11 protein-coding genes are annotated in these 11664 nt (G+C 74.4%); 4 read left to right on the plus strand and 7 right to left on the minus strand.

Features of this window, described 5'->3' with window-relative positions; translation table 11 throughout:
• Positions 1-129: 129 nt before the first annotated feature.
• The 4 genes from ACFV8H_RS13060 to ACFV8H_RS13075 all read right to left on the minus strand — a co-directional run bounded on the left by ACFV8H_RS13060 (position 130) and on the right by ACFV8H_RS13075 (position 3913).
• Positions 130-1269, minus strand: coding sequence for a LacI family DNA-binding transcriptional regulator (locus ACFV8H_RS13060; RefSeq protein WP_380399119.1), 1140 nt, complete (start codon positions 1267-1269; stop codon positions 130-132).
• Positions 1270-1296: 27 nt separating this feature from the next.
• Entirely contained in the window at positions 1297-1641 is a 345-nt protein-coding gene (locus ACFV8H_RS13065; RefSeq protein ID WP_380399121.1) for a DUF4229 domain-containing protein, read from the minus strand.
• Positions 1638-2270, minus strand: a complete 633-nt coding sequence (locus ACFV8H_RS13070) for a GNAT family N-acetyltransferase (RefSeq protein ID WP_380399123.1) — start codon at positions 2268-2270, stop codon at positions 1638-1640. Before ACFV8H_RS13070 ends, ACFV8H_RS13065 begins: the two co-directional genes overlap by 4 nt.
• A gap of 317 nt (positions 2271-2587) precedes the next feature.
• Positions 2588-3913 carry an MFS transporter gene (locus ACFV8H_RS13075; protein ID WP_380399125.1) on the minus strand — a complete coding sequence of 442 codons (1326 nt, stop codon included), beginning with the start codon at positions 3911-3913 and terminating at the stop codon, positions 2588-2590.
• 167 nt (positions 3914-4080) lie between these two features.
• Here ACFV8H_RS13075 and ACFV8H_RS13080 point away from each other — a divergent pair, with 167 nt between their 5' ends.
• On the plus strand, positions 4081-5052 hold the full coding sequence (locus ACFV8H_RS13080; protein ID WP_380399127.1) for a GlxA family transcriptional regulator: 972 nt from the start codon (positions 4081-4083) through the stop codon (positions 5050-5052).
• A gap of 528 nt (positions 5053-5580) precedes the next feature.
• On the opposite strand, the gene ACFV8H_RS13085 is transcribed toward ACFV8H_RS13080, so the two are convergent.
• Positions 5581-6054 carry an ATP-binding protein gene (locus ACFV8H_RS13085; RefSeq protein WP_380399129.1) on the minus strand — a complete coding sequence of 158 codons (474 nt, stop codon included), beginning with the start codon at positions 6052-6054 and terminating at the stop codon, positions 5581-5583.
• Between the two features lie 637 nt (positions 6055-6691).
• On the opposite strand from ACFV8H_RS13085, the gene ACFV8H_RS13090 reads away from it, so the two are divergent.
• Together ACFV8H_RS13090 and ACFV8H_RS13095 are read left to right on the plus strand one after the other, a co-directional pair.
• On the plus strand, positions 6692-7267 hold the full coding sequence (locus ACFV8H_RS13090) for a sigma-70 family RNA polymerase sigma factor (RefSeq protein WP_380399131.1): 576 nt from the start codon (positions 6692-6694) through the stop codon (positions 7265-7267).
• Between the two features lie 37 nt (positions 7268-7304).
• On the plus strand, positions 7305-8531 hold the full coding sequence (locus ACFV8H_RS13095) for a zf-HC2 domain-containing protein (protein ID WP_380399133.1): 1227 nt from the start codon (positions 7305-7307) through the stop codon (positions 8529-8531).
• A gap of 98 nt (positions 8532-8629) precedes the next feature.
• Here ACFV8H_RS13095 and purU read toward each other — a convergent pair whose 3' ends face one another.
• On the minus strand, positions 8630-9496 hold the full coding sequence (gene purU, locus ACFV8H_RS13100) for a formyltetrahydrofolate deformylase (protein WP_380399135.1): 867 nt from the start codon (positions 9494-9496) through the stop codon (positions 8630-8632).
• A 165-nt stretch (positions 9497-9661) separates the two neighbouring features.
• Entirely contained in the window at positions 9662-10177 is a 516-nt protein-coding gene (locus tag ACFV8H_RS13105; RefSeq protein WP_375888906.1) for a hypothetical protein, read from the minus strand.
• A gap of 175 nt (positions 10178-10352) precedes the next feature.
• Here ACFV8H_RS13105 and ACFV8H_RS13110 point away from each other — a divergent pair, with 175 nt between their 5' ends.
• Positions 10353-11654: an ABC transporter substrate-binding protein gene (locus ACFV8H_RS13110; RefSeq protein ID WP_380399136.1), complete on the plus strand. Its 1302-nt coding sequence runs from the start codon at positions 10353-10355 to the stop codon at positions 11652-11654.
• Positions 11655-11664: the final 10 nt, after the last annotated feature.

Genomic DNA, 11664 nt, shown 5'->3' on the forward strand with positions numbered 1-11664 from the left:
CGGAATATCATCGTCCGCTTATCGGTGTGCGATCGCGGCACGAGAGGGAGCGGCTGGTTTTCACTCGTTGGGACCAGCCCCGGCCGGGCGGCAGCGCGAGCGGCCGTCGAACGTCCGTCAGGACGGGGCCTAGGACGGAGCCGGGGCCGGGGCCGGGGCCGTCGAGGAGCGCAGCACCAGCGAGGTGGCCAGCGGCGCGACCGGTTCCACCCGTTCGCCGGCCAGCAGTCCGGCGAGCGCGGCCGCCCCCGCCCGGCCCAGTTCCTCGCCGGGCAGGTCGACGGTGGTCAGCGGCGGGGCGAGCAGCCCGGAGACGGCGACGTTGTCCATGCCGACCACCGACAGGTCGTCCGGCACCCGCAACCCCCGCTCGGCGGCGGCCTGGTAGACCCCGGAGGCGACCACGTCGTCGTCGCAGATCACCGCGCGCGGACGGTCCGCCCGCTCCAGCAGCTCCCCCGCCACGCTCCGCGCGGCCGCGTGACCGTCGTTCAAGCTCACACCCAACTCCACGACGTCCAGGCCGAGTTCGCGCACGGCTTGCTCGAAGGCGGCCTGCCGGACCCGGAACGTGTACGCGGCATGGGTGGACCGCAGGTGCCCGATCCGGCGGTGCCCCAGAGCGGCCAGGTGCTCGACGGCGGCCCGCATCCCGCCGGCCACGTCGAGCTCGACGGTCGGGCGCGCCCGGTCGGTGCCGGGGTCGGCGTCCAGGAAGACCGCGGGGGTGTCCGGCGGCAGCTCGCCGAGCTGGCTGTCGTCCGGGGAGCAGATCAGCAGACCGTCGAAGCGGCCCGCGGTGGCGGCCTCGGCCAGGGTCGCGCTGCCCCAGCCCGAGCTGACCACGACCGCCAGGCCGTGCCGGCCGGCCTCGTGGTGGACGCCCTCCAGCACCCGGCCGAAGAACGGGCCCTGGAGGTTGGGCACGGCCAGCATGATCATTCCGCTGCGGCCCAGCCGCAGCTGCCGACCGGCGGCCTGCGGGCGGTAGCCCAGGCTGCGGGCGGCCTCACGGACCCGCGCCCGGGTCGCCTCGGAGACCCGGCGACCGGCCTCGGCGCCGGAGAAGACCAGCGACACGGTGGCCTGGGAGACCCCGGCCAGCCTGGCCACGTCCCGCCCGGTGGGCCTGCGCACGGGGGCCGGCCACGTCCCGGCGGCACGCCCGGTGCCGGTGCCGGTGCCGGCGTCGGTCTCGGTGCCGGTGCCGGGGTCAGTACCGGTGCCGATGCCCGTGCTCGGGTGCGGATCGGCAGGGACCGCGGGCACGTTCGGCACGGCGGGCCGCGCCCCGGGTCAGCTCTGCCGGGAGGACGCCGCGCGGGCGGCGTCGTCCGCGGCGTCCTCCTCGGCGTTCTGCGCGGCGATCCGGTCGGCGGTGCGGCTGCGCATCCCGGAGACCTTGGTGGTGATCTGGGAGGACATCTCGTCGCGCTGCCTGCTCAGCAGCACGTAGCTGAGGGGCGCGGAGGCGATCGCGGCCAGCAGGAACAGGAAGATCATCCCGGCCTCACCGCTCACCGGGATGACCTGGAAGTGCCCGAGCAGCAGGGCGACCAGCAGGCAGGCGAGGAAGATGCTGGCCCGCATGGAGGTGTAGCGGAGCGTGGCGTGCGACTTCTGCGGGCCGTTGCTGCTCACTGGGACACATCCTTCTGGTTCGAGCCGGGGCGGGTCTCCCAGTCAAGCATGCCTGACACCGGGCGCGGGCCAGGGGGCCGCCGTCCCTCCTCGACGGCCGGTCGGCGCAGGTCCAGCCACATGGTGACGTCGTCGCGGTCGTCCCCGGGGGCGACCCGGATCGCGGCCGGCACCCGGCCCACCTCCCGGTAGCCGCAGCGGGCGTAGAAGCGCTCCAGCCCCAGGCCGCCGCGCGCGGTGAGCCGCAGCGACTCCAGGCCCCAGGCGCGGGCGACCCGCTCGGCCTCGGCGAGCAACTCGGCACCGTGGCCGAGGCCCTGGAAGTCGGGGTGCACCATGACCCGCTTGAGCATCCGCCAGTGCTCCATCGGCGCGAAGCGCATCGACGCGAAGAACAGCACCCCGACCAGCCGGCCGGTCGCGCTCTCGTGCGCGACCAGGAGGCGGTCGGGGCCGTCCGGGGCGAGCCCGGCGAACTGACGGTCGGCGGTGTCCCAGACCTCGTCCTCGGTGACCGGGGCCACGAAGCCGACCGCACCGCCGGCGTTGGTCACGTCCGCCCACAGCCGGACCACGGCGGTGCGCAGGTCGGGGTCGGGCTTCGGGTCGAGGGTGAAGGTGAGCGCCATGAATACGGAGCCTAGCCCTCCGCTCCGACGGCCCGGACGGCCATGGCGGCCCGTGCGGCCGCATCAGACGCACGTCCGAACCGGGCGGACGCGCCCTGTTGGACGGACGTCCGATCCAGACGCACGGGCGGGTCGGGCGCATGGGCCGATCAGACGCACGTACCTGTCAGACGGACGTCCGAACCGGAGGTGCCCGCTGGTCAGACGGACGTACCTGTCAGACGGACGTCCGCGCCAGACGCACGCCTACCACCGGCCGGACGGACGTACGTGCCAGACGTACGTCCGTCCCATCCGCCCGCCCGGGCCCGCGCCCCTCAGGACAGGGCGGGCACCGCCCGGTCGCCCGACCGCCCGGTGCGCAGCGCCAGGCAGAGGCCGACCGCGACCGCGCACAGCGCGCCGGCGCCGTACCAGGTGAGGTCGTAGTTCCCGAGCGCGTCGCGGGCGAGCCCGGCCAGCCCGGCGACGACGGCCGCGCCGATCTGGTGGGCGGCGAGCACCCAGCCGAAGACGATCGGGGCGTCCTCGCCGAACTGCCGACGGCAGAGCGCGACGGTCGGCGGCACGGTCGCCACCCAGTCCAGGCCGTAGAAGACGACGAAGGCGAGGATCGGCGGGTGCAGCGAGCCGGCCAGCAGCTGCGGCAGCAGGAGCAGGGAGACGCCGCGCAGCCCGTAGTAGACGGTGAGCAGCAGCCGGGAGTCGACCCGGTCGGTGAGCCAGCCGCTGAACACGGTGCCGACCACGTCGAACACGCCGATCAGGGCGAGCAGGCTCGCGGCGGTGGTGACGGGCATGCCGTGGTCGTGCGCGGCCGGGATGAAGTGGGTGCCGACCAGGCCGGCGGTGGTGGCGCCGCAGATCGCGAAGGAGCCGGCCAGCAGCCAGAACTGCCGGGTGCGGGCGGCCTCGCGCAGCACCCGCAGTGTGCGGGCCAGGGCGCGGCCGTCCCGGGCCGGCTCGGGCGGGGCCTCGGTGGCGCCGTACGGGAGCAGGCCGAGGTCGGCGGGGCGCTCGCGCATCAGCAGCAGGACGGGCACGGCGACGGCGCTGGCCGCGAGCGAGACCACGACCACGGCCGAGCGCCAGCCGTGCTGTTCGACCAGCCAGGCGCCGACCGGCAGGAAGACCAGGTTGCCGGCCGCCCCGGCGGCGGTGAGCACCCCGGTGACCAGGCCCTGGCGGGCCTGGAACCAGCGGCCGGTGATGGTGGTGGCGAAGGCGCCGGCCATCGAGCCGCTGCCGAGGCCGACCAGGACGCCCCAGCAGAGGATGAGCTGCCAGGGCTGGCGCATCAGCATGGTGAGGCCGGCGCCGACCGAGATGGTGAGCAGCGCGCAGACCACCACCAGGCGCACGCCGAAACGGTCCATCAGGGCGGCGGCGAAGGGGGCGGTGAGGCCGTAGAGGGTGAGGTTGACGGAGGTGGCGCTGGCGATCGTCGCGAGCGACCAGCCGAACTCGTTGTGCAGGGCGTCCATCATCAGGCTGGGCGTGGAGCGGAAGCCGGCCGAGCCGAGCAGGACCAGCAGGGCGACGGCGGCCACCACCCAGGCGTAGTGCACCCGGGGGCGCCGGCCGGGGGCGGGTATCGGGACGGTGGGGGGCGTGGAGGCGGCGAGGGCACTGCGTTCGGTCACGTGGACGAGTCTCCCGGGCGGGCGCCGCCCGGACGAGTGGCCCGAATGACAGCTTTCGCAAGAATCGGGCCACGCCCGGCGCGTACCCTGGCCCGGACCCCGCACCGCCCGGACCCGCACCGCCCGGCCGCACCCCGGCCAAACCGGCCACCCCGGAAAGGAACGGCATGACGCACCTCGTCGCGGTACTCGCCCTGCGGGGTGTGATCGCCTTCGAACTCGGCATCCCCGCACGGATCTTCGGCAACGCCAAGGACGGCTCCGGCCGGCCGCTCTACCGGGTGGCCACCTGCACCCTGGACGGCGGACCGGTCGCCACCAGCGCCGACTTCCGGATCTCGGTCGACCACGGGCCCGAACTGCTGGAGCGGGCCGACACGGTGGTGGTCCCGGCCTCCCACGACGCCGCCCCGGACGGCGCGGACGCCGCCTTCACCCCCGAACTGGCCGCCGCCCTGCGGCGGATCCGGCCCGGTGCGCGGCTGATGTCGATCTGCACCGGCTCCTTCCTGCTGGCCGCCGCCGGCCTGCTGGACGGCCGCCCGGCCACCACCCACTGGCGCTACACCGAGCGCTTCGCCCGGGCCTTCCCGAAGGTCCGGCTGGACCCGGACGTGCTCTACACCGACGACGGCGACGTCCTGACCTCCGGCGGGGTGGCCGCCGGGGTGGACCTCTGCCTGCACGTGGTGCGCCGCGACCACGGCAGTGCGGTCGCCAACGCGGTGGCCCGCAACTGCCTGGTGCCGCCCTGGCGCGACGGTGGCCAGAAGCAGTACGTGGAGGCCCCGAGCCCGGTGGAGACCGGGGGCGCCGGCACCGCCGCCGTGCGCGCCTGGGCGCTGGAGCACCTGGACGGGCCGCTGCCGTTGAACCGGCTCGCCGAGCGGGCGGGCATGAGCGTGCGGACCTTCACCCGGCGCTTCCGCGAGGAGACCGGCGCCAGTCCCGGCCAGTGGATCACCACCCAGCGCACCGAGCGGGCCCGGCAGTTGCTGGAGCGTACGGACCTGACGATCGACCAGGTCGCCCGGGAGTCCGGCTTCGGCACCGCCGCCTCACTGCGGTTGCAGCTGCGCGGCCGGCTGGACGTGGCCCCGAGCGCCTACCGGCGTACCTTCCGGGCCGCCCCGCTCTGAGCAACGGCCGCACCGGGACGGGCAACGGCCGCACCGGGGCGGGCGAGTGAAACCGGGACGGGCGAGTGAAACCGGGACGGGCGCGCGGAGCCGCCTGGCCGGAATTCGATCGTCCGGAGCGGGCACCACGGACGACGGCCGGCCGTCTGCGCGCCGAGCGCAGCGTGCCGGGCCGCCGTCCGATCACGGCGCACGGGCCCTGAACCCGCGCCGGGCCCTCCGCACTCGCCGAGGAGCCGTCCGCGACCGGCAGTCCACGATCCCCCCTGCTGACGCGATCCCCCTGGACAGCAGCACCGTGACGGCGGACGGACGTTCCCTCGGCGTCCCCTCGCAACGGGAGCCGCACCCAAGCGTGATCAGTCGGATACGTCACGTCAATGGCTAGTCCGAAATTCGGAATGGTTGCGTCAGCTTTCGGCCGGTGATCGCCTTTCGGCCGGTGATCGCCGCCGGAGGCCGCCATCGCACCGGGGCTGTCCGGTTACCGCGCCGGGGCTGCCCGGACACCGCGCCGGCGCCGCCCGGTTACTGCGCCAGGGCCGCCCAGTCCACGCCCGCCATCGGATCGACCGGCCGCGCCCCGGCACCGATCTCGCACCAGACCCGCTTGCCCGAACCGTCCGGGTACCAGCCCCAGCGGTCGCAGAGCAGCTCGACCAGTTCCAGTCCGCGCCCGTTGGTGGCGTCCTCGTCCGCCCCGGCGTGCCGGGGGGCCGGGGCGGCCTGGCTCGCGTCGGCCACCTCCACCCGCAGCGGGCCGGGCGGGACGTCCTGCGCCGGGCCCTCGGCCACCGGCAGGCAGAGTCTCAGCACGGCCGGACAGCCGGTGTGCACCACGGCGTTGGTCACCAGTTCCGAGACCACCAGCACCACCGTCTCGGCCATCGGCGCGTCCGGGTCCACCCCGTGGTTCAGCAGCCGCGAGCGCACCCACCGCCGGGCCCGGCCGACCTCGGCGGGGTCCGCCTGCACCGCAAGCTGTACCTGAAGAACCTGCACCGCTCCACCACCTGCACTCGCAGTTCGGCCAACGTCCCGATCGGGCCGGATCAGCCGGCCGGCGGGGCCCTCGCACTTCGCCCGGTGCCACCCGGGACCGCCCGGGACCACCGGTGCCACCCGGTGCCCACTCGGGCACTCGCCGACCCGTCCGCCCGCGCCACTCGCCCGCGTCAACTCGTCGGTCGCACAACGACCGCGACACGAATACGCCTCAGGATGGGTGGGCGGACGGACCGCAGCAAGCGCTTCGGGCATATTCCGGCGATCGGGGGACAGGGCAGTGCATACTGTCCCGCTCACTCTCGCGAGCCTCGCACCGGCACTCGTCCGGCCCGGGCCGACGCCGGTCCCGCGGGGCCTGTTCGGACCCGCCCTGGGCGGGAACCTACCGCCGGACGCCCCCGTCGCCCCGCCCGCCACTCGCGAACCACCCGTACGACATATGTCCAGCGGGTCTCGAACAGCGGCATCGGCACCATCATCGGCGACGGCGGCGGCGACGGCGGCACCGGCACCGGCACCGGAGACGAACCACGAGACCGGGTTCCGTTCTTGCCCGAATCCCTCCCACCGCGTACCGGCCAGGGGATACCGTTGGGTAACGCCAGCGAACCGGTCAGGAGGGTGGTTCTCGATGGCCACCCCGGACGGGATCCCGCGCTGGGACGAGCAGTTGCAGCGACGCCTCGCCCGCGGCGAGGAGACCGCGCTCGGCGAACTGTACGACCGGCTCGCCCCGATGGTGCACGGCCTGGCCGGCCGGATACTCGCCGACCAGGCGGCCGCCGCCCAGCTCACCCGGGAGGTCTTCGCCCACGTCTGGGAGCACCCCGGGGACTTCGACCCCGCCCGGGGCTCGCTGCGCTCCTGGCTCGGCGCGCTCACCCACCGCCGCGCGGTCGAACGGCTGCGGGCGCGCCGCGGCGCCGAGCTGGCGCCGGAGCACGGCGGGGCGGCCGAGCGGGAGATCCGGGCCGTCGCCACCGCCGCGCGCATGCAGTACGTGGTCGACTCCCTGCCCCAACCCCTGCGTGAGACCATCGCGGTGACGTACTACGACGGCCGTACCTACCAGGAGACGGCCCGACTGCTCGGCATCAGCGAGCAGGCCGCCAAGCAGCGGATGCGGCTCGGCCTGGAGCTGCTGGCCACCGAACTGGCCGACGAACGCGCCCGCCAGGAGCACGGGGACGGGAACGGGGGCAGGTGAAGGTGAGCGTGCGAACCGTCGAGAGGTGCGCGGGCGGATGAGCGAGGAGCGGCACGACGCCCTGCGCTCGCTGCTCGGTGCCTGGTCCCTCGGCGCCTGCCCGCCGCGCGAGGCCGCCGAGTTGGAGCAGCACCTGCCGGCCTGCCCGGAGTGCGCCGACGAGGCGGACCGGCTGCGCGAGGCGGCCGGCTGGCTCTCCCTGGACGAGCCGCTGGACCAGCCCGGTTCGCTGCGCCAGCAGGTACTGGACTGGTGCCTGGCCGGCCGCCCGGCCGAACTGCCCGTCCCCGCCTGGGGGATGCCGTACACCGCGGAGACCGCCAAGCTGGACGCGCTGCTGCGCGACCTCGGCCCGGAGGAGTGGCAGGAGGTGGCCGAACTGCCGTGGCACGGCGGCACCGAGCTGCTGCGCCCGGCCGAGGTACTGGGCCGGCTGACCGCGGCGGACGGCTTCCTGGCGCTCGCCCTCGGCCTGCCCGACCCGGTGCCGGCCGCCGCCGGACCCGGGCCGGTCACGGGCGCGGAGCGGCGGGTGCCGCCGCAGGAGGTGGGCGTCCCGGCGCCGCGGGTGCCCCCGCAGGGCGGCCGGTACGCGGCGGACGCGGCGCGGACCGCCCGGCTGCTCGCCGATCAGGCCGGGCTGCCGCCCAGGTCGGTGCGCGCCCGGTGGCGGCAGCAGACCCACGACCTGGTGCGCAGCGCCGCGCTGGCGCCGCAGGGCAGCACCCCGGTCGACCTCGGTTTCGCGGTGCTGCCGCTGCGCGACGCCTTCGTGGAGCGCGCCCTGGAGTGCTTCGTGCACGGCGAGGACGTGGCCCGCGCGGTGGCCTACCCGTACGCTCCGCCGGCGCCGCAGCACCTGCGGCAGATGGTGGAGCTGGTGGTCCGGCTGCTGCCGCGGGCGCTGGCGGGGCTGCGCGCGGCGCGGCCCGCGCCCGCCGGGGCGCCGTCCGGGGACGGTCGGGCCGTTCGGCGGGTGCGGCTGGTGGTGGACGGTCCGGCGGCCGGCGAGTGGCTGGTGCCGCTGGACGGCGGACCGAGCGGACCGGCCGGTCCCGCCGGATCGGCCTGGTCGGCGCGGTCGGCGTGGTCGGCCGGTCCCGCCGCCGGGGAGCCGGTGGCCTCGATGGTGCTGGACGGCCTGGAGCTGTGCCAGTTGGCGGCCGCGCACCGGGACCCGGACCGGCTGCCGGTGGGCGAGCACGGCGACCGGGCCGCGGTGCGCGAGGTGCTGCACGCGCTGCCGCTGCTGGCGCGGCCGTAACGCTCCTGCGCCGCCCGCGCGAGGACGACCGCCGCTCGCGCGGAAACGGCCGCCGCTCGCACCAGGACGGCCGTCACTCGTGCGGAGACGACCGCCGCTTACGCGAAGACGACCGTCCTGGCCCCGTCCAGCAGCACCCGGTGCTCGCTGTGCCACTTGACCGCGCGGGCCAGCGCCTGGCACTCGACGTCCCGGCCGAGCGCGACCAGCTGGTCCGGGCTGACGTCGTGGGTGACCCGGGCCACCTCCTGCTCGATGATCGGGCCCTCGTCGAGGTCGGCGGTGACGTAGTGCGCGGTCGCGCCGATCAGCTTCACGCCGCGGGCGTGCGCCTGGTGGTACGGCTTGGCGCCCTTGAAGCTCGGCAGGAAGGAGTGGTGGATGTTGATCACGCGGCCGGACAGCTCGGTGCACAGCCGGTCGGAGAGCACCTGCATGTAGCGGGCCAGCACGACCAGTTCGACGTTCTCCTTCTCGACCAGGTCGAGCAGCTGCCGCTCCGCCTCCTCCTTGGTGTCCCGGGTGACCGGGATGTGGCGGAAGGGGACGCCGTAGCTCTCGGTGAGGTCCTGGAGGTCGGTGTGGTTGGAGACCACCGCGGCGATCTCCACCGGCAGGGCGCCGATCCGGGTGCGGTAGAGCAGGTCGTTCAGGCAGTGCCCGAACTTGCTGACCATGAGGACGATCCGCATCCGCTGCTCGGTCGGGTGGATCTGCCAGTCCATCCCGAAGGAGGCGCCGATCGCGGCGAAGCTGGCCCGCAGCTTGTCGGCGGTGACCGGCTCGGGGGCGGAGAAGTGCACCCGCATGAAGAACAGTCCGGTGTCCCCGTCCCCGAACTGCTGGCTGTCGATGATGTTGCAGCCGGTCATGAAGAGGTAGCTGGAGACAGCGTGGACGATGCCCTGCTTGTCGGGGCAGGACAGCGTGAGGACGTACTGGGCGCTGGCCGGCTGCTGTTCCACTGCGGGTATCCCGTTCTGAGGTCGTACGAGTGCGTGACGCGCGTGCGTGAATGGTCCAGCGTGTCACATCCTGGACAGTCGCCGCCCCGCTGCCCGTACTGCGGGACGGCACCGACCAGCACGACACCTCAGCCCCCGGCCCCAGGCCCGAGCTCAGCCCCGAGCTCAGACCTGGGTGAGGATGCGCAGCACGTCGAGGGACTTGGGCGTCGCATCCGGGTCGTCCCCGTCCCCGGTGGCGAGGGCGACGTGCGCCTCGCGGGCGGCCCGGACGGTCTCGGGCCAGCCGGGGTGGCCGAGGTAGGCGGAGGCCGGGGCGTCGGCGCCGACCTCGTGCAGCATCTGGACCGCGCGCAGCACCGCGACGTCGACCAGGGCGGCCTCGGCGGAGTCGCGGAAGATGGTGCCCACGTACTTCTCGGCGGACCAGCGGTCCAGCCAGGTGTCCTCGACCAGCCGGTAGACGGCGTCGGTCACATCCCCGTAGCCCTCCCGGCCGGTGAGCCAGGCCTCGTGCTGGAAACCGGGGTCGGACAGCATGTGCAGCGCCGAGCGGAGTCGGGCTCGCCAGCGCCACCAGGGCAGGTCGTTGAGCGGCATGCCGCCCATCGTGCTGGAGCGGTGGCCCGGACGAGAAGGGTTTCGGGTGGACCGGTGCGAAGAATCTGTGCTGGCGGACATGGTGAACGATCGTACGTTCCCCGTCTGTTCGTGCTCCACTCGCGATCTACACGCGTACCGCCCCGGATTTCGGCGTCCGTTGGCCGGGCGTTCACATTTCGTCCCTCTCGGCTTGTGGCTCCGGGGCTTGGCTGTCCCCCGGTGCGCCGGATGGCGCCCCAGAGAGGGAAGACCGATGACCCGCCGAAGGGACTCGTCCCGGGCCCGTCCCACGATCAGCGGACGCCGCCCGCGCCGCCCGATCGCCGCCGCGGTGACCGCCGCGGTGCTGTTCCCCACCCTCTTCTCGGCCTCCGCGTGCGGCGGACCGGCCGGAGCCTCCACCGGCGCCGACGACCTGACCGTGATGACCTGGGCCCCGTCCGGCACCGGTTCCGCGGACCGTCCCGGCATGACCGCGCTCGCCGAGTCGATCGGCCGGGACGTCAACGTCAAGGGCGGTCTGAGCGGCCACCGGCTGCACGTGATCACCTGCAACGAGCACAACACCGCCGACGGCGCCAAGGCCTGCGCCCAGCAGGCGGTGGACGCCAAGGCGGTGGCCGTGCTCGGCTCCTACAGCCAGTGGGGCGACGCCTTCATGCCGATGCTGGAGCGCGCCGGCATCCCGCTGATCGGCGGCTACGGCCTGTCCCAGCCCGAGTTCTCCAGCCCGCTGTCCTACCCGGTGGACGGCGGCATGCCCGCGCTGATCGCGGGCAGCGGCCGGCAGTTGGTCGACGCCGGCTGCAAGGCCGTCTCGCTGATCCGCCCGGACACCCCGTCCGGTGACAACCTGCTCGGCTACCTGGGCAACGCGCTCAAGCCGGCCGGCATCAAACTGCTGGACGTCAAGGCGCCCGAGCAGTCCTCCGACTACAGCCAGGTGGTCCGTAAGGCGATCGGCAGGGACGACCCGGGCAACTGCGTCACCAGCGCCCTGACCGCCGAGCCGACCGGCAACCTGCTGGACGCCTACCGGCGGCAGAACGTGAAGAACACCCGGATCGCCTCGGTGATCGGCAGCGTCCAGCAGTCGGTGGTCGACTCCACCGGCGGCGACTCCGGCCCGCTGGCCGGCGCGTTCGTCACCAGCTGGTACCCGCCGGAGTCGGCCAAGACCTGGGACGGGCTGCGCGCGGTGGTCCGTTCCCAGGCCACCGACGGGCACGCCATCGACGTCTCCGACCCGGGCGTGCAGACCACCTGGGTCGCCTACGAGGTGTTCCGGGTGGTGGTGGAGAAGCTCGCCGCGGCCGGCAAGCCGATCGAGGCGAAGTCGATCGACGCCCTGCTGGACAGCGGCGAGGGCATCGACGTCGGCCTCACCCCGCCGCTGAACTGGGGCACCACCAACATGCTGCCCAGCACCGAGTCGCCCCGGCTGGTCAACACCTGGGTCACCTACCAGGTGGTCAAGGGCGGCCGGATGACCTTGCAGCAGCCGGGCTTCGTGGACGTCCGCTGGGTCCTCACCGGGGCCCGCGGCCCGTCCTGATCCCCCGCGC

Origin of the sequence: Kitasatospora sp. NPDC059827 (genome assembly GCF_042731675.1) — a bacterium.
Classification (GTDB): domain Bacteria; phylum Actinomycetota; class Actinomycetes; order Streptomycetales; family Streptomycetaceae; genus Kitasatospora.